At 48.0% G+C, this 24,572-nt stretch carries 18 protein-coding genes; 5 read left to right on the top strand and 13 right to left on the bottom strand.

Annotated features, from left to right (window positions below):
* Positions 1–31: 31 nt before the first annotated feature.
* Positions 32–1,696, bottom strand: coding sequence for a PucR family transcriptional regulator (locus G9G54_RS05790; protein WP_165176580.1), 1,665 nt, complete (start codon positions 1,694–1,696; stop codon positions 32–34).
* A 245-nt stretch (positions 1,697–1,941) separates the two neighbouring features.
* Here G9G54_RS05790 and ald point away from each other — a divergent pair, with 245 nt between their 5' ends.
* A complete protein-coding gene (ald, locus tag G9G54_RS05795; protein WP_165176582.1) occupies positions 1,942–3,072 on the top strand; it encodes an alanine dehydrogenase in 1,131 nt (376 codons plus the stop codon).
* A 96-nt stretch (positions 3,073–3,168) separates the two neighbouring features.
* On the opposite strand, the gene G9G54_RS05800 is transcribed toward ald, so the two are convergent.
* From G9G54_RS05800 to G9G54_RS05815, 4 genes are all read right to left on the bottom strand, one after another.
* Positions 3,169–3,705, bottom strand: coding sequence for a mismatch-specific DNA-glycosylase (locus tag G9G54_RS05800; RefSeq protein ID WP_165176584.1), 537 nt, complete (start codon positions 3,703–3,705; stop codon positions 3,169–3,171).
* A 13-nt stretch (positions 3,706–3,718) separates the two neighbouring features.
* Entirely contained in the window at positions 3,719–4,582 is an 864-nt protein-coding gene (locus G9G54_RS05805; RefSeq protein ID WP_165176586.1) for an aldo/keto reductase, read from the bottom strand.
* Between the two features lie 13 nt (positions 4,583–4,595).
* Entirely contained in the window at positions 4,596–5,837 is a 1,242-nt protein-coding gene (locus tag G9G54_RS05810; protein ID WP_165176588.1) for a WD40/YVTN/BNR-like repeat-containing protein, read from the bottom strand.
* A gap of 148 nt (positions 5,838–5,985) precedes the next feature.
* Positions 5,986–7,437: a PstS family phosphate ABC transporter substrate-binding protein gene (locus G9G54_RS05815; protein ID WP_165176590.1), complete on the bottom strand. Its 1,452-nt coding sequence runs from the start codon at positions 7,435–7,437 to the stop codon at positions 5,986–5,988.
* A 99-nt stretch (positions 7,438–7,536) separates the two neighbouring features.
* On the opposite strand from G9G54_RS05815, the gene G9G54_RS05820 reads away from it, so the two are divergent.
* Positions 7,537–7,809, top strand: coding sequence for a hypothetical protein (locus G9G54_RS05820; protein WP_165176592.1), 273 nt, complete (start codon positions 7,537–7,539; stop codon positions 7,807–7,809).
* A gap of 59 nt (positions 7,810–7,868) precedes the next feature.
* Here the strand turns inward: G9G54_RS05820 and G9G54_RS05825 are convergent, their stop codons facing one another.
* The 8 genes from G9G54_RS05825 to melA all read right to left on the bottom strand — a co-directional run bounded on the left by G9G54_RS05825 (position 7,869) and on the right by melA (position 20,522).
* Positions 7,869–8,633, bottom strand: coding sequence for a class I SAM-dependent methyltransferase (locus G9G54_RS05825; protein WP_165176594.1), 765 nt, complete (start codon positions 8,631–8,633; stop codon positions 7,869–7,871).
* Positions 8,634–8,847: 214 nt separating this feature from the next.
* The gene (locus G9G54_RS05830; protein ID WP_165176596.1) at positions 8,848–10,944 is read right to left on the bottom strand and encodes a DUF6449 domain-containing protein; all 2,097 of its coding nucleotides are present in this window, start codon (positions 10,942–10,944) and stop codon (positions 8,848–8,850) included.
* Positions 10,919–11,821 carry an ABC transporter ATP-binding protein gene (locus G9G54_RS05835; RefSeq protein WP_165176598.1) on the bottom strand — a complete coding sequence of 301 codons (903 nt, stop codon included), beginning with the start codon at positions 11,819–11,821 and terminating at the stop codon, positions 10,919–10,921. Before G9G54_RS05835 ends, G9G54_RS05830 begins: the two co-directional genes overlap by 26 nt.
* The gene (locus tag G9G54_RS05840) at positions 11,814–12,203 is read right to left on the bottom strand and encodes a GntR family transcriptional regulator (RefSeq protein WP_165176600.1); all 390 of its coding nucleotides are present in this window, start codon (positions 12,201–12,203) and stop codon (positions 11,814–11,816) included. Before G9G54_RS05840 ends, G9G54_RS05835 begins: the two co-directional genes overlap by 8 nt.
* Positions 12,204–12,364: 161 nt before the next feature.
* On the bottom strand, positions 12,365–15,040 hold the full coding sequence (locus G9G54_RS05845) for a PAS domain S-box protein (protein WP_165176602.1): 2,676 nt from the start codon (positions 15,038–15,040) through the stop codon (positions 12,365–12,367).
* A gap of 165 nt (positions 15,041–15,205) precedes the next feature.
* Positions 15,206–16,141: a nucleoside hydrolase gene (locus tag G9G54_RS05850; RefSeq protein ID WP_165176604.1), complete on the bottom strand. Its 936-nt coding sequence runs from the start codon at positions 16,139–16,141 to the stop codon at positions 15,206–15,208.
* Between the two features lie 173 nt (positions 16,142–16,314).
* Positions 16,315–18,438: a glycoside hydrolase family 6 protein gene (locus tag G9G54_RS05855; RefSeq protein WP_446723014.1), complete on the bottom strand. Its 2,124-nt coding sequence runs from the start codon at positions 18,436–18,438 to the stop codon at positions 16,315–16,317.
* Positions 18,439–19,022: 584 nt separating this feature from the next.
* Positions 19,023–20,522, bottom strand: a complete 1,500-nt coding sequence (gene melA, locus G9G54_RS05860) for an alpha-glucosidase/alpha-galactosidase (RefSeq protein WP_165176608.1) — start codon at positions 20,520–20,522, stop codon at positions 19,023–19,025.
* Positions 20,523–20,740: 218 nt separating this feature from the next.
* Here melA and G9G54_RS05865 point away from each other — a divergent pair, with 218 nt between their 5' ends.
* The 3 genes from G9G54_RS05865 to G9G54_RS05875 are packed head-to-tail and all read left to right on the top strand — an operon-like array spanning position 20,741 to position 24,496.
* The gene (locus tag G9G54_RS05865) at positions 20,741–21,739 is read left to right on the top strand and encodes a sugar-binding protein (RefSeq protein WP_165176610.1); all 999 of its coding nucleotides are present in this window, start codon (positions 20,741–20,743) and stop codon (positions 21,737–21,739) included.
* Positions 21,736–23,184, top strand: coding sequence for a sensor histidine kinase (locus G9G54_RS05870; protein WP_165176612.1), 1,449 nt, complete (start codon positions 21,736–21,738; stop codon positions 23,182–23,184). The genes G9G54_RS05865 and G9G54_RS05870 overlap by 4 nt, the downstream gene beginning before the upstream one ends.
* Entirely contained in the window at positions 23,159–24,496 is a 1,338-nt protein-coding gene (locus G9G54_RS05875) for a response regulator transcription factor (RefSeq protein WP_165176614.1), read from the top strand. Before G9G54_RS05870 ends, G9G54_RS05875 begins: the two co-directional genes overlap by 26 nt.
* Positions 24,497–24,572 lie beyond the last annotated feature (76 nt).

Genomic DNA, 24,572 nt, shown 5'->3' on the forward strand with positions numbered 1-24,572 from the left:
TAGAATGGAAAATAGAACTAGTTATTTAGGATCAATTTTCAGCCTGAAGCATCCGGTAAGCCAGTAGTGCCATTTCCAGGCAACGACGTTTGTCAGGGTCTGCCAGATTTCCCTCTATGATTTCATTAATTTTATCCAGCCGATTATAAAGGGTCTGTCTGTGAATGTACAAAATTCCGGCGGTATCACGCTTGGAGCCATGGGATTGAAAATAGGCATCCAGTGTATCCAAAAGCTGCATATGGTGCTCACGATCATGCGCAATCAGCTCGCCTAAATGGTCCTCTACGAACTCTTGTAGAAATGGAATGCGGGGCACCGCCTTCAACAACTGATAGATTCCGATGCTGTCGTAAAATAACCGATCCTTCATGAGTGGGACGCTTCGTGCCACTTCAATGACCTTATATGCCTCTTCAAAACTGCGATCCGTCCCCGTCATGCGATGCCTTACCTTACCAAAGCCTGCATGAATGCGCACCTTATCAAGCTGTCCTGCGGCATAATTCTGAATATATTGAACAGTATGGGCAAGCACTTTTTTCATTTGCGCTGCGGAACGCAGTGTTAATTCCTCCTTGGCACAAAGGATGTAGCATTGACTTCCCTTCATCATCAGCAGGTTGTGCAACGTTTCTTTTTTCAACAATGAACGAAGCAGCACTAGCACATCCTGATTGATGGATTCCTTGCGTACCTGACTGGCATCCTTGTCCTGATGTTCTACCTCAATGACCCCTGCCCAAAATAAATACTGCCCCTTCGATAACAATCGCAGGCCCATCCGGGTCTGCGCCTGTTCTTCACTGGGAAGCTGTCCGCTCAGCACATCCTGAATCAATTCATTTTGATTACGCAGCAATCGGTCTTCAAGAAACTGTGTTCTCAGCACCAATGTAGCGGCTGCCTTGGCAGTGTAATCGAGTAGCAGCGACATTTCTTCCGTCGGCATTTCACTATGCAGCACCAAACCTACTGCGGAAAACACCTGACCAAAGCATACAACGGGCTGGAACAAGACGGCAGTGGATTCATTCAGGTGAAACAGCAGATGCCCCTCCCGATCGGCAGTCATACTAGATTCCACTTCATTAGCATAAAAATCTGCAATACGGTCCGCTAGATCCGGCTGGACGGAAGGTACGAATCGATTGGTGTCAATGGAAGACATGTAGATGACCTGCCGGGCTGCATAGTCATGAAGCACACGCAAGAGGGCGTTCATATCAGTGCTGCGCAGGGTCTCCTGCTGAAGCTGACGTGAAAATCGCTCCAGATCTTTTAGGAGTTCATGATGTCGGTTAATAAGTAGGGAATGAATATCTTGTGTAATTTCAACAAAACGCACTGGCTGCTCAAATACGATGACCGGGAAGTGATGTCGTTCCGCCAACTCCAGAATTTCAGAGGGGATTTCATGAATGCTCGTGCCCAGCTCCACACACAATCCCGCAGCTTCCGAGCGGATCAGTTGCTCCATATACTCGGCACGCTCTTCCCCCTTCCGGGTGAGCCACAGGCCGGTCGTCAAAATCAAGTCATGACGGCTCACAAACGGAGAAACATTTGTGATTTCTAGCACATGGACCCAACCCACAAGGCGATGTACGCCCTGTTCCCCCGCCGCCAGCTTCGCCCGCCGGAAAACGGGACGTTCCAGCACATCCGCAATGGTAAATGTTTTTTTACCGTTCATCGGCATTCTCCTTATGCTTATGTCTTTATGTCATTTTATATGACATATATTCATCAAAAAGTCGAGCCTTTAAGTCAGATAATCCGACAAAATGTATGATGTCAAGGAGCTTCACCCCTTGTAAACTGTACCTAATCTAACATGAATTGCATTTATCGGCTTGAGTCCATGTAACTAATCGGCAGGGCTGCGCAAAAATGATAGTGTAATTTTCTTAACAATTATTTTTAGGAGAGGTGAATGAAATGAAAATTGGGGTTCCGAAAGAGATTAAAAACAATGAAAATCGTGTCGCTCTAACGCCAGCAGGTGCAGCTCAAATGATTCAACACGGACATCACGTATTTGTGGAAAGCCGTGCAGGTGTTGAAAGCGGCTTTACGGATGGAGATTATGCCACTGCGGGTGCGACTCTTGTGCAGCAAGCTGCGGACGTGTGGTCCCAGGCGGATCTGATTATCAAGGTAAAAGAGCCGCTCTCCCCTGAATACGGATATTTTCGACCAGGATTGATTTTATTCACCTATCTACATTTGGCTGCCGAGCCAGCACTGGCCCGCGCTTTAACAGACAACGGCGTAACCGCCATTTCCTATGAGACGCTAGATGTTGAAGGCAGCCTCCCGCTGCTTACTCCGATGAGTGAGGTTGCCGGTCGAATGGCTGTACAAATTGGAGCACAACTGCTGGAAAAACCAAAGGGTGGCAAAGGCATTCTGCTGGCAGGTGTGCCGGGGGTAAAACGCGGTAAAGTGACCATTATTGGCGGAGGGGTGGTCGGCACCAATGCTGCCAAGGTCGCCATCGGTCTTGGGGCAGATGTGACACTGATCGACCTGAGCCTGCAAAGACTGCGCCAACTAGACGATATTTTTGGCAATCAGCTCCATACGCTGGTGTCCACCCCGTCCAACATTGCTGAAGCCGTGGCACAAAGTGATTTGCTGATCGGTGCTGTCCTGATCACTGGTGCCAAAGCTCCGCGGCTCGTAACGGAAGCCATGGTACAGACGATGCAGCCCGGCTCTGTGATTGTGGATGTGGCCATCGACCAGGGCGGCATAGTCGAGACGATTGACCATATCACCACACACGATCAGCCTACCTATGTGAAGCATGGCGTCATTCACTATGCGGTAGCAAACATGCCGGGCGCGGTACCGCAAACCTCAACGCTCGCTCTGACGAACGCGACGCTCCCCTTTGCTCTCCAGCTCGCAGATTTGGGTGTGCAGGAAGCGCTTCGCAGAAGCAAGCCACTGCTTAGCGGCACTAATGTCCTGAACGGACATATTACCTACGAAGCGGTCGCACGTGATCTGGGATATCCTTATGTTCCCGTGGAACAGGCATGGCAGGCGAAAGCCTTACAATAGAATAGAAACAGCTCAAAGAACCACACGCTCTTCCCAGCAGGGACTGAAGCGTGTGGTTCTTTTTGTGCTAGCTGTATTCACCGTGCTTACTGCATTTCAGACGATTTCTGACGAAAGGAACGTTTGGAGATGGCGATAAATATCTGTGATTTCTTCCAGCGACATGCGCACCAGTCCGCTAGACGAAGGTGCCACAAATTCATGCATCTCGGGAATGAGCGGTTCAGGCTGAAATCCCCAATTCACTTTGGATTTTTTACTGAATTCGGTGTACACGCCTTTGCCGACAAAGCAAGCAACCTTCGGGCGGTATTCCTTTAGCTTCTCGTATAGCTTCAGACGTCCTTCGGCGTATTCCTCGCGTGCAATATCCTCTACTCCCCTCGTGGGACGGGAAACAATGTTCGTAAAGCCGAAGCCCAGCTTCAGCAGCTCCCGATCTTCCGATGGATCGTACAAGCGAGGTGTCAAGCCTGCTCCCTCCAGTATGCGCCAAAATCGGTTGCGCGGATTCGCATAATGATGTCCTACCTCGCCTGATTTCAAGCTGGGATTAAAGCCGATGAATACAACGGATAATCCATAATCCAGATGATCATCTACCTCATGCAGTTCTGTCTCTCGCTCTGTCATGGGCCCTCCTTCCTCAAACCATATCCAGCGGCTGCCTCCGCGTTGGCGGAGGAAAAACTTCGTCTATTTGTTGAAGTTGTTCAGGAGTGAGCTGAATACTTGCTGCCGCTGCATTTTCTCGTACATGCGATTCCTGCACCGCCTTCGGAATTGCCCAGACATCACCGTCCCGTATGACCCAAGCGAGCGCAATTTGGGATGGAGTTACCCCGTGGCTGGCAGCAATGCCTACCATAACAGGATGCTCCAACAGCCCCCGTCGCAGGCGGCCACCTTGGGCAATCGGGCAATAGGCCATCACAGGCACCCCATGTGTACGGCTCCAAGGTAGAAGATCATATTCGATGCCCCGCGAAGCTGCGTGATACAGCACTTGGTTGACAGCGCAGGCTTCGCCTCCACTTAGGCTCCATAACTTCTCCATGTCGGACTTGTCCAGATTGGACACTCCCCAGCTGCGGATTTTGCCCTGCTCACGCAGTTTTTCCATACCTTGTATCGTCTCTTCCAGCGGAATATTCCCACGCCAATGCAACAGATACATGTCCACGTACTCCGTTCCCATTCGGGTTAGGCTCGCTTCGCACGCTTGAGCCAGTCCTTGACGGTCCGCATGATGAGGATACGCCTTGCTAACAAGATAGACATCATCCCGGCGACCCCGAATGGCCTCTCCGACGATCTCTTCTGCGCCGCCCTCCGCATACATTTCAGCCGTGTCCACCAGCGTCATGCCCAGCTCCAAGCCAAGTTGAAGCGAGCGCACTTCTTCCTGCCGGAGTGACGCTTTTTCACCCATATGCCACGTGCCCTGCCCGATTAGCGGCACATCACGACCGTCAGTCCAGGTAATCACACTTTTCTTATGTTGGCTCATATGCATTCCCTCCTTAGGAGCCTGATGCCACAGGCTTGTCAAATACATGGCTCTGCGTCCAATGCTGTCCACCATCCGAGGTGGTATACATGACTGGGGCCTGCTCTGAATCCGAGAAAATAGCCCAGCCTTCCTTGGCATTTGCCATCCCGATTTGCTGACCACCATAACCGTCAAAGCCTTGCTTGCCATTGTTCCACGTCTTGCCGCCGTCAGTCGTCCAGCCGATGGTATTGGGCTTGTCGCACGGTGCGCAGTAACCGCCCATCCATGCGGTATTGCTATTAACCGCATAGAGCATACCTGGTGCAGCCCCTTCATTTTTGGGAACCTGGTTGTCTTGCTGGCTAATACCTGGTGCCGGACCGCCGCCAGCAGTGGTATTCGCCAACACAGCACGCCAGCTTTGTCCACTATCGGCAGTATGCCAAAGCGAATACGACGTCTGATTCATCCCCGTATCGCCAACCAGCTCGATCCATGCGTTGCCACGTTCTACCGAACGAATAATGGCTCCATTTAGAGGCGCCTCCGTTGTCCGTGACATGACAGTAGTCCACTTTTGGCCCCCGTTAACCGTGTGTAAAATCTGAAACGAACGGTCTGTGTCCTGCGTAACTGCCCAGCCGTTTTGCTGATCATGGTAATATGGCTGTCCTACCAAGTGGCCAGGCACGGGGAGCGAAGACCAGCTTCGCCCACCATCCTTCGTATATTGGTTGCCACTGAACCCTTCCTTGGATGATACAAAGTGTAAAAAGCCCGCTTGCCCTTGCTCAGGTACAGTCCCGACAACCTCCCAGCGTTTGCCACCATCGCGAGTGGCCAGCAGCGATCCGCTGTCTGCCATAACAGCCCAAGCCTGCTGCCCGTTCAAGGCAAAAATCTGCTGAACCGTACCTTGGCCCTGATATTGCACATTCCACGTCGATCCGACTGAACCGGATGCAACCGCGTCCGTTCGGGCAATCCAGCCATTTCCGCCGATCCAGCCGGATTGGCCGTCGATCAAACGCAGCGCGGTAATATTGTCCATGCGGACCTTCGCTATCGTAGTGTCTATGGTTGCTTGTCCTCCTGTTTTCGGTGTATCTACAGTGGTTCCCGAACCATTCGCTTGTGCCGAGGCGGCACCCTTTTGCTCATTTTGAGCTGTTTGTCCTGTTTGCGAACTTGTTTGTGAGCCTGTTTCACACCCCGCTGTCACTATGGCTACGGCGAGTAAAAGCACCCAGACCGATGTTTTTTTCTTCATTTTCGTTCATCCCCTTATGTTGGTGATATACACGCTGTGCGGGTACTGTATTCACAGCAAAGCATATTCTATGTATTACCCTGCTGTCTTCGTTTCACTCTTAAGGTGAATATACGGAATGGACTGAATGCAAACCAGTGTTACAGGATTACGAGTTTACAGGAACAAAGCCGCCTTTTTCGATGGCCCGGGTTCCTGCTTCGCTTTGCAGCCATTCGAGTAATCGTTGCATCGAAGGGCTTGGTTTCTCGCCTTCCCGTGTGACCACGAACAGTTGAGCTGTGAATGGATATTGTTTCGAGCGAATGTGCTCTTTGTTCGGCTCCACTCCATCAATAGACAAAAATTTGACCTCTTGACGATTATGCATCACATTTGCAAAATAATAAAATGAATATCCGAGCGCGTTGTGATCCTTGTTAAAATCTGCGACTGCATTAATCATACCACCCATAATGCCAATTTGTAGTTCACGTGGCGGGTCAGCCATCTCATGGCCTGCCATCACTTTCTTTTGCATGTATGTCTGACTGCCTGAATTTTCTTCTCGCTGGTAAGCAATGATCGGCTGATCCTTGCCCCCTACATCATTCCAATTATGGATAGTCCCTTCATATATGCGACGAACCTGCTCCGAAGAAAGTCCCCTGACTGGATTGTCTTGATGTACGAGAAAAATAAATGCATCCCACCCAATGGGTGTGAGCTTCATTTGAATTCCCCGGCTTTTGGCCAGACGCAGTTCCTCATCGGAAGGACCGGCCACCAGAATCAGATCCGCCTTCTTTTCGATCAAATTGACATATGCCTGATGGGTCGTGTTGAATCTCAGCTCGTGCGCCGCTCGCGCCTTGCTCATTCCGGTCAGTTCATGCAGCATATCCTGTGCAAACGGAATGGCCGCCGTCGCCCCGTCAACTACCGGAAAATCCTTCTCCGCGATGTACGGACGTTGAGGAAGCATCAGTGTAATCGTTAGCACAATGACGAGCGCAGCAGATATCGCGGCAACAATCCATTGCCATCTATGATCCACCTTACCATTCTTGTCGGTTAGCGCTGGATAACGATTCACCCCAACTCCTACTACCATGCCAGCTATCGGCAGCAATGCTGCCAGTAGAAACCAAACTTCACCATGCTGTGTATATGGCCCCAATACCTCCAACACAGGCTCCGCCCAAGCGTGATAGAGTGAAAAGAGCTCCCACGCCCCTCCCACTTCAGCAGGTTGGCCACCAGACCCTTGTATTCCTACAATCCACAACCACAGCCCACATAATAATGATAATAGCCCAGTCAGCATCAGCGAAAGCTTGCCCATGCTAGACATACGCGCACTCAAGGCACCATAAGCTGCAAAAATGAGACCGATAATCCATGCATATAGAAGTAATATTACAAACACAGTTGTATCTGTGACACCTTCATGCCTCAGCAGAAGCTGCACTTGGGGTGCCACAACCATACTCCAAACTACATTAAACATGACTGAAAACAATCCAAACATAAACGTACCGCCCAGCCATGGCCAAAACCATGCTATCCGCACAGACTCATCCTTTTCCGGCTTGGTTATAACTCTCTTTGGATCAGACATGTACATCCCCCTATATCTAATGAATGAAATGAGACTGTAAGCCATTGCTTCTTCATTGTACAATTATGGTAAAGATTAGTATACGAGAGGAGGATAAAAATGTCCTTAACCGATCACCCGAATCATACATCTGATGTAACCTTGCTCCGAAAAGCACATGATGATCTATGGCATTCCTTACAGCACATTCCAAGCGATGAAGCACTCAAGCTACTTCACAGCTTTGCAACCCAGGTAGCGTTCTATCACGAGAAAAAGGACAAGGAGGCGGACTGTAAAAACTACTTCCGAACTCCCTTGCCCTATATAGCGATAGCCGTTGGTATTTCATTGCCAACCGCCATGTGGCTTCTGATATTGTTCTTACCCTAATGCTTATGGCAAAAAAAGGCCTCCCCCACGGGAAGGACCTTTTTGGTATCGAATCTTCTTTATATCGCTCTGGCATGGATCAAAAAACGGTGCTGCTTCACGTCCCAGTACCCATCACGTTGGATATCCAAATACAGACCATACAGCTGTTCTATATATTTCTCTGGCTGAAAGTCTGCAATCTGCCATTCAATGGCTTTTAAATAGTAGACAAGTGCTCCAATATCGTAAAACCGCTGTATTGGAAACTGTTCCCGCTGCTCTACGATTTCAAAACCATTGCTTTTCAAACCTGTAAGTGTCCGAGGAAGAGTCCAGTCCGCATACACGTAATCAGGTGCTCCCAAGCGGGCGTTAAGGCCTGCACAATCCAGGCCTCCCACCTGTTGAGTCAAAAACGTACCTCCTGGACGCATAATACGGCGCACTTCCGCTGGCGAAAATGACTCATGCTTGTTCAGCACAAGATCGAACCCGGCATCGCCAAACGGAAGGGAATCGTCATCATGTATAGCCATCACGCGCACACCCAGCGGCTCCAATCTTGCCTTGGCGATAGGAACGTTCGGTGCATATGCCTCTGTCGCACAAACGATCTCTGGAAAAGGACGTAACCGCGACAATAGCTCTCCCCCGCCTGTTCCCATATCCAGCATCGCTTTGGAGGAATGGATCAATGCAAAAGCCTTGCTGGCATAAGACCAGTCCAAAGGCTCGCTCGCCACTCGTCCTGTATCCAAAATGAATGAAAAATCCCATCCGGAAAATGGCTGCCTATGATGCTCCAACAACTGTAGAAATTCACGATCTTCTGTATATTTCATATTATTTTGCTCCTCCACTATTGGACTGGACATAATTGAACTCTTCTCTCTGTATGTTCTATGTTGTACCTCTCTGTGCCTTTATTATGTCAGCCCTAATGTGGAGGAGCTCTTACCCGTCGATAAGGTTGTTATATGTCGTGTCCGAACCATCCCATGTTCATCTACCTCCGTCCATATGCTATCCAAACCAGATACTGTCCTTCGTAAGAGCTTAAGGAACTGCTGGTAATGCCTTGGCAAGCTCCGGTGTCATATCGTTCGGAGTAAAATAGTAATAGCGTGTATGGGGATCTGAACTAAATAAAGGTTTGATCTTGACCTGAACCAGGTAAGTGCCTTTCGTCATATTTGGAGTATAGCTATTAGATCTACGCTTTTCCAGTACAGTGCTCCACAGCTTCGGGTCTTCAATCGTTATTGCTTTATGCTTCTGTTGGATGCTTTTAAATAGCTTATAGTCTTCAATATACTGATTGGGTTGATAAGGTTCAAGCTCTTCAGTAATAATAGGAACAGCCCGTATCGAAAAAATATCCTTGGCATCAATGATCACCTTATCCGCATGCCCCTTTTGCTCTAGCCAACCTGTAAGCTTGTGATATGAAGCCGGCCAATCAAATGAAAATTCACGAGTCCAACTCGGTTCGTTATTGGTAAAGGATGACTCTTTGTTTGTAATAGAAACACTCCCTAGGGGATATCGATGTGATTGCATTTCGCTATAACTCATATTTAATACTTCTTCTCTGAGTATATCTTCAAATTCACGTGCTTCTTTGGGATTGGTTAAAACCACTCGTCTTTCATTATCATCTACGGATTGGATATTAATCGTCTCTGCTTTTCCTTGCAGCTTATCCAACTTGTACCTCACCATTTTGTAAGGCTCTGCTTCCATCACTTTAGTCAGTTCTGTCCGGAAGGGCTTCTCCGGGAATGTATAGCGGCGAGTCATGGTGGAACCATCATCCAAACGGTAGACTATGACTGCCGATTCGACGGCCAGGTTTTTGGACAACGTTTTCTCGCCAGCTGCATGTGCACGTACAAGTTCACGATGTAAATTTAGCACAGAGGCGATATAAGCCCTGTCTTGGGAGTAATAAGCTTCTGTTTGTGCATCTCCCCCTAGAGGCTCCTCTTGCCCCACATAAACCTTTTCTACGGAGTGAGCTGTTGGAATCCGTCCCTCATAACCCAACCAACCTGAAATCGGGATATATAGTACCAGCCCCATGATCACACCGTAAACAACCATTTCCACCAAAGCACGAACACGCACAATTTGCCACGTCTTGCGGATGACCATCTCTACAACGATGTAGCCTAAAATAGCTCCAAGTGTATACCCAAAAATCGACCAATTTACTCCTCTTGTACCTGCATTATAAAAATAATCACCTAGTACTAGCATGGCGCATAGTATAACCCCTGCCTTGAACAAAGGCTGTAAGAAAGGAAATGCTATGGCCTGAGTCGCCTTTTCGACCAAGCGTATACGATACAAACCATAACTCAAGGCGACAAACAGCAGAGAGATACCTAAATAGGCAAGTAGCTCTATGTAGGAAAAGGCGCGCTGCGGCAAGTTCTCCATAATGCGTACAAACGGCGATAAGTTTTCCCAAACATTATTATTGCTACGAAACTCCGAACCGTTAATATATTGGACAACGGTTTCTCGCACCCGCACATAACCGTATAAATTACGTTCCAGAAAACGCCCCATCATCATGAATAGAAACTGAGGCAATAGCAGCAAAACATACACTACTACGGTCTGTAGCAACGATTGTCCCACACAAGTCCCTACAAACACGGTAAAGGTAAACAGGAAAATCGTAAGGACGGATACGACCAGAGCCCACGATCCAATATCATGGATATGGAAAATATAAGGCAGTTCGATTGACGTGTTAACCCAAGCAGTTACTCCCGCAGTCAGCCACACAGGTACAAGTAAAAGAATAAGACCGCTAATGAAATGTGCCGTTAATAGATGCTCTCTACGCAAAGGTAGGCTATGATACAAATCGGATGGCCCCTGTCGCTGAACAAAACGAAGCAGCATCACGCCTGCCAGCACCGGTACGGTCATTAAAATTAATTTTTGCAATTCATTACCCGAGTTTGTGCTATCGAACAAGCTTTTTAAAACCACTTGCGGTTGTTCATCACCAATGCTCATAAACAATGGCAGCGGTACTGTAAACAGCAATCCCGCCAAGTACAATAGACCGATCCAGCCATGCTGTCTCAAGCATTGGCGAATTACGCCGCCGCTACAGAAGAATCGGTTGGATGTCATAACCTGCGTCCTCCATTTCATAAATGAAAATTTCCTCAAGCGTCAGCGGCAACAAATCGAATACATACGGCTCATACGCTTCAATTGTCTCTGAAATCCGCTCTCGCTCACCCCGGATAATAAGCAGCAGAACACTGCCCCTCCGCTCCTTATGTACGACCGAAAGTTGGCCACAGATAGCTTCCTCATGCATGCTGTCCCGAAAAGCAACCTGCACCTTATGCGTATCAGATTTGAGGTCGTCGACCTCTTTTTCCAACAGCATCCGTCCTTGGTGCATAATGCCCACATGATCACACATGTCTTCAATCTCACGCAAATTATGAGATGAAATTACGACGGTCATCTCACGTGCAGCGGTTTCTTGGAACAAGAGATTTTTGATCATTCTACGCATCACGGGGTCCAGACCATCAATGGGTTCATCCAAAACCAGCAGCTCAGGCATACAGCTCAAGGCAAGCAAAAAAGCGGCTTGACGCTTCATCCCTTTGGAAAATCGGTGAAGTTTGCGCTTCGGGTCCAGCTTAAAAATACCTGTTAGCTGTGTGTAGCGTTCTTCACTCCAACTTGGATAAATAGAGCGGTAAAACCGGGCCATCTGACGAATTGTCGCTTGTGGGAAGAAATAGGGAGCATCCGGCAAAAACAGAATGTGCTGCTTGACTTCAGGCTGCTCATATACCGGCTGTCCACCGATTAACACCTTGCCAACATCGGGTCGGTAAATCCCGGCAATAATTTTGAGCAAGGTCGTTTTCCCAGCTCCGTTCGAGCCCAGCAGTCCAAAAATGGAGCCCTTCTTTACCGTAAGGGCTAGCTGATCAACAGCTTTTTCTTCTGTAAATGTCTTTGTGACTTCCCTTAATTCAATCAAGGGACATCCCCCTTTCCTTTGTTTGTGTAGCTTCCACGTATATGCCGTCCACTTCCTGCTGTGTAAAACCGAAATGGACAGCTTCGACCATTTGTTTTAACAATGCCGCCCGAATCTCATCTCGCTTGATTTGTTGCGGCTGCTGCTGGGTAGGCGTGACAAAGCTGCCTTTGCCTTGAACGGAATAGATATAGCCTTCACGTTCCAGCTCACGATACGCCTTCTGAATCGTATTCGGATTCACCGTAAGTTGAGCGGACAATGCCCTTACAGAAGGCAATTGCTCATCCTGCTGAAGCGATCCGTACACGATCATTTCCTTTACCCTGTCCATAAGCTGTTCGTAGATCGGCTTGCGGCTGCGGATATCCAGCTCGAACATGGACTTCCTCCTTCCAACACTGGCTCAATTTCAATTTATATAGGTTAACTGTTCTAACTGTACTATTAACGATAGTACAGTTAGAACAGTTTGTCAATCTTTTCTTTGGGTATTCCTTACAAAAATAACCGTGATGCATCATGCATCACGGTTATCGCTTTTTAGCCTTCCCTTGACTCATAAGGTTCATCACGGCTTATATTCGCAAGTGTTGAACCTTCCGGCAACTTAAGATTCAGCTGGAACCGGAACGTCGCTCCTCTGGCCTCATCGCTATCCACACCAATGGAACCCCCCATCAGCTTAACCAAGTTTTTACAGATGGACAATCCCAGTCCTGTCCCTCCATATTTTCGGTTCAGTGCCGGATGAAGCTGGGAAAAAGGCTGAAATAATAGATGCTGGCGGTCTGCTGGAATACCGATTCCAGTATCCGTTACACTGAACTCAATCAGGCATCTATTTTTACGACGGCTGTAAGCCTTTCTCTCCACAAAGATATTTACACGCCCTCGCTCCGTAAATTTGATCGCATTGCTCACCAAATTCACCAGCACCTGTCGAATACGCACATGATCACCGACCAGCATTCCCGGCATTTCCTGATCCACATGCCATTCCAGCTCAATGCCTTTTTCCATAGCCTGCGTCATGAATAGGTCAGCCACACTGCCGACCACATTATCTAGCACAAAGGGCTCGTGTAGCAAAGACATTTTGCCAGCTTCGATTTTGCTCAAATCCAGTATCTCATTCAATATCTGCATTAAAGCACCGCTGCTGCTGGTAATAATGTCTATATAGCTACGCTGCTCCTCATCCAATTCAGTATCTGCCAGTAACCCTGCCATGCCTATAATGCCGTTCATCGGTGTACGGAGCTCATGACTCATCACAGAGAGAAACTCTGACTTGGCCCGATCGGCGCGTTCGGCAGACTCCTTGGCCCGAATGATCTCCTTTTCATTCGTCCTGTCTACAAAAACCATCACAGCCCCTTTTCGCTCGCCATTATCCATCAAAGGACTGATTCGATAGGAGGCCAGAAAGCTGGACCCGTCTTTTTTCCAAAATACTGCTTCCTCAGCCTGATAAGAGGCTCCGCTTCGAATCGCTTGAAGAATAGAGGACTGTTCGTCTGGAAAATGACTACCAATTTCGTCAGCATGGCGGATCATATCTATGCATGCGCCATTCAGCGGATTGGCCGAACCTACACCGAACATCTCGACAGCTGCCGGGTTCATAAAGCGGACATGTCCTTCGTTACTTAAACCCACAATTCCTTCGGATACGGCATTCAAAATAAGCGAATGCTCATTACTAAGTTTTTCAATTTGAGCAATGTAGCTTTTGAGAGGGGTAACGTTTTCTATAATCCCGTAGCAGCCTACAATTTCCTCTTGCACGAAAATCGGGATATTCGTCATCTTAATGAATAGACGCTCCCCCTCCTTATGTATGAATTCCGATTCATAGGTTTGCGTCTCACCCTGCTTGGCCAGTTCCATATGACGCTTGATTTTGTCCTGTTCCTCAGAGGAAGCCATGATAAGTATGTCAGCCCCAAGCAGCTCATCCTTCGTATAACCCGTAAGCTCCACCAAGCTCGGATTCACACTCAAGATATGACCTTCCATATTCACGGCGCATATCCCAAGTGGATTATGCTGAAACAGTGACCTATAACGGTTTTCACTTTCGCGCAGACGCTGCTCCATTTCCCGGTGCTCTGTAACATCCTGGATCATACCAACCACTTGAACGGGCTTGCCTGCATGCTCGTCCATTTCAGCTTCCCAGATTGAACGCAGTACCTTTTGTTCCCCATTGGGCAATACAATCCGGTAAAAGGTTTCTTCGTGAACTCCCTTTAATATAACGTTGGTGATAATCTGTTTCATGCGCTCTGTATCTTCTGGATGAACAGCCGCCATGAGCGCGTCAATACTTGTTTCAACCGGCTTGACAAGATAACCAAAAATGCTACGAAATTCCTTGGAGAAATGCATAACATTGTTGACCAGATCCCAGTCCCATGAGCCGAACATCGCCAACTGCTGAGCTTTTGCCAAATTCTCCTCGCTCTTCTGGCGCTCTGTGATGTTGCGTCCGATGGACAGTACTCGCTTGATTCTGCCCTGTTCATCCCGAATAATGCGGTACGATACTTCCAGCCACAAATAGTGCCCATCCTTATGACGAACACGCCGCTTCATAATGCCTGTTTCCTTGAAGAGTCCATGTACACGCATATAATCGGCATCTTCAACATGGTAGAATTGGAGCCGCTTTTTGCCGAGCATTTCCTGCTTTGTATAGCCTAGGAGTTTTTCCACCGAAGGAGAAATATATTGGAGTATGCCGTCCGCCGTGCTATATGAGATAACATCCGGCGTATTTTCCGTAATCAGCATGTACAAATCCTCATTATCCGAGAGCACCTGCTCCATATCTTTTTTCTCCGTGATATCCATTGCATACGCAATCAAATAAGATTGTTCGGTAGCCTCATCATCAAATATGGTTAATTCCAGCGATAGCCAGACGGATGTTCCCCGTTTATGTTTCAAACGCAGCTCTGTCTTATAGACTTGATCTGTAGCCTTTAGCCAACCTGCGTAAGCCTCCCTCAACCCTTGCTGATCCTGAGCCTCTTTATATAAGAGATGGTAATATCGGATATCTAGTAATTCCTCCTGCTCATATCCGACCATTTTGCAAAAGGCGGGATTGACGTACAGGCACTTCCCCTCCCTCGACAAAATCACGATTCCTGTCGGGGCATGATTATACATATGTTCCAGCAAAGGCAGTCGTCGAGCAGCAGAAAACACAATGAATCTCCTCCTTTGTGGTCCGGCAGTTTTTCTAACTATACCTATTCTAACATGATATGGAATTTTTATAACGGTGAGTCCGCCTCTAGATGAATGCCCTTAAAACATGTATGCACAAAAGATTGCCGATGCAGGTTCATCGGCAATCTTCGAATTATTTTTTTATACCACCCGGCTAAGAAAATGACGCAAAAATCGCTCCGCATCGACTTTAAGTGCCACGTCAACCGTAGTCAGTGCTTGAGCTTCGTTCTCATTTTGCACCTCACGGGTGCGGCCAACCTCGGCGGAATCGTCCACCTCAACGGCAATGTGCATTGGACGCGTCTCCACAAAGCTGGAATCTATCGCTAATCCTACAGCCAGTGGATCATGCAAAGCACAGCCTGCAATACCAGGTCTGAAGTTGCGATAAGCTTCCATATAAAAGTCTGTCATATCTGCCATAAACGCACCCAGCTCGGTCCCTTGCTCACGCCATTTGTCCACATCCTGCTGTGGAAGCAGTGTTTGCATCGTGACGTCCAGCCCAACGAGCGTAAGCGGAAAGCCCGCTCCCAGCACATAGGCTGCGGCTTCTGGATCGGCGTAAATATTCGCTTCAGCCGTCGGAGTTACATTCCCTTTCACTGTGACCGCGCCGCCCATGATGATCAGGCGGTCAAGTAATTGGGGCAATTCGGGACAGCGATCCAATGCAATCGCAAGATTGGTCAGCGGTCCCACAGCTACCAGAGTAAGTTTGCCTTCATAGCGACGAGCCTGTCCGATTATAAAATCAGCGGCATCCCCAGACGCAGCCTGACGGGAGGGTACTCCTTTCAACTGATTGCCAATACCGTCTTCGCCGTGAATATGCCGGGAATAAGGTTTGAACAGCTCACGAGTATACGGCTTGTGAGCGCCAGACACGACCGGAGCCTCTACCCCCAGTTTTTCCAGCAGAATCAGTGAGTTACGTGTTGCCTCCTCCACCGAGATATTACCAAAGGTGGTTGTAATACCGAGTAGCTCCAATTCCGGCGAATGGACCGCGTACGCAATAGCAAGCGCGTCGTCAATGCCAGTATCTACATCTAAGATTAACTTTTTGCTCATGATGACCCTCCACAGTAGAACAGCATTCTTTTTTTCATTATACACAATTTCAATGCTTATTCCCTTGGTCATCAAATTCTTTATTCGAAGACGTAAAAAAGGCTACGACAGTTATGCCGTAACCTTCTTTTAATACTTTTCAATCATTCAAGGGCACATGTTCTGACCAAATCCTAAGGCTCGATTCCCCACACCAGCTTATCATTGTGGAACAACGTTGCTTTGTTCCATTCTGCATAAGAGGTTTTGGTTGGATCGAAGGAGTAATCATTGGATTCGTCCAGGTTGGACCAGTCGCTATTGTTCATGCGGATCTGAATATCACCTGTTTGCGCTCCGGCAGCAAGCGTACCGGCAGCAGGACTGAAACCAATTTCAATATAGTTGTCAGTAAAGGTACGCAGCACGTTATCATTACCTACTTGCGCATAGTCTACTGCAGATTGCAGCTCCTGGCTGCCATCTTTCGTGAAATAGTAACGGATTTTCAGCTCACTCAGCTTCACAGGTGTTGTTCCTTTATTTTTCAAGTTAAAGAAAGGCTTGACTGCGTTATTCGCTGGATCAGTGTCCCCGGCCCGATACATTACAACCAGATCTCCCGCTGGTTCTGTAGGATCTGTAGGGTCCGTCGGATCTGTCGGTGTACCTTTAGGTTCAGCACTTACCGCTGCGGAATCCTTACTTGTTCCTTTCGCATTCGTAGCACTTACAACATAGAAGTAAGTTGTTCCGTTCGTCAGTCCCTTATCCGTGTACTCTTTTTCCGTTACAAGAGGCGCAACGGCTGTAAAAGGACCTGCTTCGCTAGTGGCACGTTTGACCGTGTAGCTATCGGCACCAGTAGACGCATTCCAAGTCAGCGTTACTTGAGCATTACCAGCTACGGCCTTTAAGCCAGACGGTACAGCTGGAGCTGTAGGCGCTGGGTCCACACCACCAGTGGAAGGCACGATAGCAGGGTACGCATTTTGTACCAGCATCACAAACTGATCATGGAACCATGCTCCTGAAATAGGTGCATTCGGTAGAGCATCTGTTAATGTGCCATCCTTGGTTGTATAGGTAGGATCACACATACGGTCAAAACCTTTACCCTCATCGTTCGGAATGAGTGAGCTGGAACCATCGGAATCACCCGGAGGTTTCGCCCAGACATAGGCATCAATATGGCCAGCTGGAGCCGTTTGTGGCGGCGTTCCCATACCTGCTCCGCTGTTATTACACCAGTTACCACGGTGCGAGCGTTTGTCAACACGGCCTGAGTTTACATAGGAGTTAATATCATTGCCGACTGCGGAAGTCGGACGGTTAGGTCCTCCCCATCCATTACGGCCTGTATCAATTAACATACCGAGTGAGCTCGGCCAGCCTGCGCTGACAAAATCTCTATGCAATGACTCTGCAAAATCCGATTCATCGAAATTAGGATTCCATTCATAGTACTTGGACGATTTGATCGGTTGTCCGCCGATATTCAGATTTGGATCAGGCAAATTAGGTTCTGTCAGCGGTGAAGTGTTGGCTGTATTCGTGATAAAGCCATCTACACTGGCCAGACCTTTGCTAGTATCTTTGAAAATGGTTGTAAACAGGGATACCGTTGCTGAACGGTTGTTATCCCAACCTAACCAACCAGAGTGACCGATATCTACGTATTTGTACACATTCGGAATCTCGTTCAGCTTATTCATTGTGTACTTCACGCCAGCTTCATAAATCCCTGTAGACTTGGCTTGTGCACATTTCGGATCATCCAGATTAGTTACCAGATTTGGCAAACTATCTGGTTCAATGATCGTTACAATACGAATATCCTTATATTTGGGATTCGCAAAAATAGCAGCTATTTTGTCAATATAATCCTTTTTATAGGTTTCCAGACCTGCCTGGGTCAGTGGCAATTCACCATTGGAAGCCAAGGCATGACAATCCCGTCCGGGCAGATCATACACAATAAATTCCGCCGTAATCGGTGTGCTGCCTTTCTTTTGCGCCAATACTTGGTCCAAATGCGCTTCCAGGCCAAGCTTGCCTCCACCGCCGTTAATAGCAGCGATACGATCAAGCCATACGGCTGTCGGGAATGTTTTGACCGTTTGCATTTTTGCTTTCAGATTGGCATCCGTAATTTTTGCAATCGATGTGTCGACACTAGCCGCATAATCAGGGCTAATGTATTTTGTCGCCCCTTGGTAAGGATTGTCCACATGGGATTCTGCATGTATTTTATCCGTAAATCCTGCACCTGGTAGAAAGCTGCTTGCGACGAGTGATAGCGCAAAAGCATACTTCATGCTTTTACGAAGCACTTGCTTTGTTTTCAATTGCTTCACCTATCTTTCCGTGGATTTTGTTGAATCTTCCTATGTCGGCACCTGATTGTTACATGATTAAATGTGAGTTACGCCTACTCTCTCCAAAAAAAAGCGGCGTTCATAGTTGTAAAAGGTAAGCGCTTTCTATTTGTTCATGCGCTCACATTTTCCCCTTTTTGTCACCTCCTATGTTAGATTATAGTGAGCTGGAAATCTGCTGTAAATTGAATAAATTAAGGACTACATTATTAATTAGGCATATGAATTGCCACCCTAGTGGTTCATCGCGGCCCCTCTTTTTCTGAAGTCGGTTTCTTCATTTGTTGAACATCCCTGCTATAACAAGCTTTCGGGAGATTTAGGATCGACGGCAAAAGAGCAAATTCATAAAAAGTAAGACCGTATTCTTTAATTTCCGTCAGCCTAAATCGACAATGATAAACTTCAGCACGCCAACTATGCCAAATCGTCAGATCTATCGACAGCAAAAGGGTGTTTTCAGGCCCTCATGACCATGAAAACACCCTTTTATTGTAGTGAAGTCAATCTCTGCTCTTATTGTTCTACACTTTTTCGCGATCCTTGCCTTTGTCGGATTGCCCTGCATTTTTATTGGCGGCATCCCGATCCAGTTGCATTTCTTCAACCGTCTTCACCTTAAGTCGTGCTGCTCCCTCATAGGGTCGGGTTGGAATCAGATCGCCTGCAGCCAGACGTTGACGCGCCTCGGCAATCGCTGCTCCATATTGCGGCAGCCATGCTTCCTGCGCCACCAGCATCTCATCGACCATCTGCCAAATTTCTTTCGGATTACACACCGCGCCCACTAGCGGATCCATCATAAACGCTTGCCGCAGCAGCTTATCATCTCCGTGTACAGCCGCTTCAACAGCCAAACGCTGGACGGAAATACTTACATTGCAGACGGCAGCAAGACCGAGCGGAAGGTCTCCTACATGTGGCATGGAGATACCATTCCGATCCACGTATCCAGGCGCTTCAATAATCGCATCGTCCGGCAAATTGGAAATCACACCGTTATTAACGACATTAAAATGCCCCCGGTATACACGTCCGGTTTCCAGACCTTCGATAATGTATGAACCATGCTCTTCACCGCGATTTTCCGCCTTGTACTCCAATGGGTCTTCTTTCATCCAGTTAGGGAAATCTGTTTCAAACCAATTACGTCCTTCTGTACATACACGCAGATAGCCGCCTGTTTCTCCGTTGATCCAGCTGCCTAGATCAATCCAGTCCATAATTTCATTCGGACGCTTCCGGTACCAAGGTACATATTCACTTAGATGACCATTCGACTCTGTGCTGTAATAGCCAAAACGACGAAGCATGTCGATGCGTACCTTTTCGGTGCGGCTATATTCAGGATGTTTTTCAAAAGCCTCCAGCAGTCCAGCTGTCAGATCCTTGCCTTCATGTGACGCCTGAATGTACCACGTCTGGTGATTGATTCCGGCACACACAATGTCCACATCCTGCTTCTCCAGACCATACACCTCGGCAATTTGGTGATGCCCATGCTGGACGCCGTGACATAGACCGATTGTACGCACACCGCTGTATTTATTGCAGGCCCACGTCATCATCGCCATGGGGTTCGAGTAGTTCAGCAGCAATACATCCGGTGCACTTAGCTCGCGGATATCCTTGCAGATGGCCAGCATTTCAGCAATACCACGCTGTCCGTACATAATCCCTCCTGCACACAGGGTATCGCCCACGCATTGATCCACGCCATATTTCAGCGGAATATCCACATCGGTCGCAAAGGCTTCAAGACCGCCAACCCGGATAGTACAAATGACGTATTTGGCATCCTTTAAAGCTATCTTTCGGTCCGTAGAGGACTGTATTTGTATCGGTAAACCGTTCTCCCGAATATCCCGTTGGCACAGCTCAGTGACCATATCCAAATTGTGCTGACTGATGTCCGTAAAAGCCACTTCAATATCATTAAATTCCGGCACCGATAACAGATCTCGTAAAATTCCACGGGTAAAACCGATGCTTCCTGCTCCAATAAACGCTACTTTAAATGACACGGCATTCAACCTCCGGTAATTAGAATGGGTATATACCGTCATTGTAGCAATAGGTCCGTAGAAAGCGTTATCAAAATCATGACCAGTTTCGTATTTAGGTGTCAAAAATCCTAACTTTCGCATCAATAAATGCTGCTTGCCGTTGACGATAGCTGCCTACGCTTCTTTTATTGCTGTATAATGAATTAAGTCTCTAAATATTGACAAAGGAGCAAGACATGTCAAACCGTAAATGGACATTTATCCTTATCCCCGTCTTTCTGCTATTTGCCTGGCTGCTCTTTCAGTTCACTCTGTCTTCTTTTCAGATTCACCAATTTGCAGAGTTATTGAAGACGGTTTCTCCAAAAGACGGGGTTTCCGATACAAAAGTCGTACTGATATCACAGGAGTTGGATAATTATTACTGGCGGTCAATCGAACAAGGAGCCCGAAAGGAAGCGGAACAGTACGGTATGCGGCTCGATTATATCGGGCCGGACCGCATTAATCCGTCTGAGCAGGTCAAACTGCTGGATAAAGCGATCGCCAGTAAGGCGGATGCAATTCTGGTTCAAGGGATAAATGATCCAGAGTATCGCCGATTAATCGACAAAGCAGCCGGACTTGGCATCCCCGTCATCACGATCGATACGGATGAACCAGGCTCCCGTAGACTAGCTTACGTGGGAACGGATAACGAAGGAGCAGGAAAACGGATGGGCGCGCTGTTAGCGAAAGCCTCTGGAGAGCGTGGCGACATCGGAGTTATGATCAGTAGCGAGCGTGTCGAGAATCAGCGACTCAGGCTTGCTGGATTTCGTTCCGTGATCGGTCGCTATCCCAAGCTCCGCCTTGTGGAGATTCGCTCCTCAAATATTTCACGGCTTCAGGCAGCACAGCAAGCTCAGAACATGCTCACCCGGTATCCTCAGATCCGCTACATGGTCGGATTTAGTGCGCTGGACGGCCTTGGCATTCTGGAAGCCTCGGAGCGGCGCGGCGCGCGGAGTTTGCAGATTTTCGCTTTTGACGATATGACCGAGACGTTGGAAGCCATCAGAGATTGCAAAATTGAACTGACCATTGTTCAACAGCCAGAGGAAATGGGGGCTAAGGCCATAAAATTGCTGAATGATTATCTAAAGGGGAATGCCCCTCAGGAATTAACATACACCAGGATATATGAGATGCATGCGGACACTCCCGACAACATGACCGGAGATGACAGACGATGACGATCAGAACGAAGCTGCTTCTGTTCATCCCTCTTCTAGTTGTGTTCGCCAATATCATCGCTTATTTTGTATTCCAAAGCGGAAAGGTCGTACAACAGAGCTACGATGAAATGCTTGGCCGCATTCTCCTCATTGAGCAAACCTCCGAATCGGCGGAGAGCAACTTAAAGCTCCTATATGCCTATCTGCTTAATCCAAGAGGCGATAAGGCTGTGCAGGGTCCGACAGAATACCAATTAATGCAGTTGAAAGCCAGAATTCAGGAAGTCTCCGACTCGACCGACCCTTCTTTCGCCGAAGAGGACTACATGAATCTGTTGGCCACATTTCTTGAACAGAAACAAGCCGCAGTTCTGGATGCAAAGGCACAAGATCCTCAATCGGCTTTTGAACATTATATTGAAGCGGAAAAAACCGTCAGCTATATTCATGAGGAGGGTCAGCAACTGATCGATGCTGAACTGGCTTATTACCGGCCAATCATTGAGAACATCCGGAACAAGAATGAGCGAATGAACGGATGGGGAGTGGCGTTGTTCGGCATGAACGCGCTGATGGGGGTTTTGCTTGCAATCTGGGTCTCGCGCAGTATTACTGGCCCTGTCGGCAGACTTGTCGGACTGGCGAAACGAATCGCCACAGGTGATCTGAATATTAGGCCCCAACCGCGACGGGATGACGAGCTAGGCGTACTGTCGGACGCCATTTCGCAAATGTCCACCGATTTGAGCATCCTTATCGAGAAGGATAAACAGAGCCTGGAAATGCGGCGGCTTGTGAAGGAACTGGAGCTTCTGGCTCTGCAAAATCAAATTAACCCGCACTTTTTATTTAATACCTTAAATGTGCTCTCCAAGCTGGCGATCCTGGAAGGGGCGGAGAAAACCAGCGACCTGATCGTTTCGCTGTCCAATCTGCTACGGTACAGCCTGCAGAAGCTGGACAAACCCGTAACTCTCCAGGAGGAACTGGATCATATCCGCGAATACGTAACCATCCAGCAGGCGCGCTTCCGGGACAGGATTCGCTTTGATCTTCACTTTGACGCTTCCGTACTTCAGCAGCAAATTCCGGCCCTGACGATCCAGCCATTTATTGAAAACGCTTTTCTTCATGGTGTGGAAGATATGGAAAGCGGAGCCATTATCGTATTAACGCTGTCGAGAGCGAACGAAGATGTACAAATTGAAATTTCGGACAACGGAAAGGGCATGACGGAGGAAACCCGACTGTCCGTACTCCGTCTTAAAGGCGAAGCCGAAAGCGGCAGTTCAACAGGACTTGGAATGCAAAATGTGTTTAGGCGGCTGCACTTGTTCTACGGAAAGGAAGAAGAAATGGTTGAAATCAATAGCAATATCGGACGAGGTACTACCATAACCATACGAATTCCAGTCAAGAAGGAGAGTGAGCGAACTGATGTATCGGTTGTTGATCGCGGATGACGAGGCTTTGGAGAGGGAAGGACTGGAATTGACAGTGGAACGGGCGATGCCGGGGATATTCCGGTTTATTCATGCTGGCAACGGCCGCATGGCGATTGAATGCGCGGAAGAGCACCGTCCCCATATTGCCATTCTGGATATCAATATGCCCGGAATTGACGGGCTTGAAGCGCTTCGTGAATTAAAGGAGCGGCTTTCCGATACCCGATTCGTGCTCGTCACTGCCTACGATTATTTTGCCTATGCCCAGAAGGCGCTCTCTTTGGGCGTAAAAGAATATATTCTGAAGCCGGCAAAGCGAGAACTCATCATCGGCACTTTGAAACGACTGATTGAAGAAATTGAGTGCGAGAAGCGGGCACGTACGGAAGAATTGGAGCTTAGGCATAAAATCTCACAGTTAATGCCGCTCGCAGAAAATGAGCTGGCTTTAATGCTTATGGTCGACCAGACCGTGGATTCGAGCGCTTCCCAGCTATCAGAATGGCTGGACTTTCCTCTTGATCAGGGAAGCGCCATCATTGCCGCCTTTGACGGATATACGGACGAGCAGGATAAAAAGAAAATTTACGATCATTTCCGAAGCTATGTAAAAACGCATGGCCCGAATGCCATTGTAAGCTCTTTGATCGACCATCATGTAGCCACTTTTTTACGCAAGCCGCCTGCCACCAGCGAAAACGACTGGCGCCAGTTGGTTAAACACCTCGTTCAGCAGCTTTCCGAGCTTGCCCAGCAGCAACTTGGTATAAAGACAGCCATTGGAATCGGATCGCTGCATAGCGGCGAGGAAGGACTTCGCAAGTCCTATTTCGAAGCCGTTTTTGCCTCCACCCTACGCAAACGGGATGGAGGTTACTGCCACTTTGACGAACTGAAGTCATCAGAGGCTGGAAACGCTTCTTTGCTTGCCGTCAAAGCGGAGAATGGAATGCTTCAGCAGACGTACGTCATGTCAGCACTGCAACGGATACGCGAACAGCGAGAGGTTCAAACACTGACTATGCTGGGTAGGGCGAAAATGTATATCGAGGAACGGTTCAACGATGATCTTTCGCTGGAAGAAGTGGCTGATTTTGTCCATTTGAATCCTCACTACTTCAGCAAAATTTTCAAACAGGAATACGGAGAAACATTTATCGACTTTGTAACCCGGCTACGGATTGATAAAGCCATCTCTCTGATTAAGGCTGGCAACCTTACTCTTAAGGAAATCAGCTTTGAAGTGGGTTATAAGGACCCGAACTATTTTAGCCGCGTCTTTAAAAAGATAACGGGCGTTCCTCCCACTGAGTTTAAAGGCCAAAAATAGTGAGATTCATCCATGCCGACTATCGGCATGGATTTTTTTAAGCTCGAATGACAAGGTAATGCTAGGTTCAGCCCCT

It is taken from the genome of Paenibacillus sp. EKM212P (assembly GCF_011066115.1).
GTDB lineage: Bacteria > Bacillota > Bacilli > Paenibacillales > Paenibacillaceae > Paenibacillus > Paenibacillus polymyxa_B.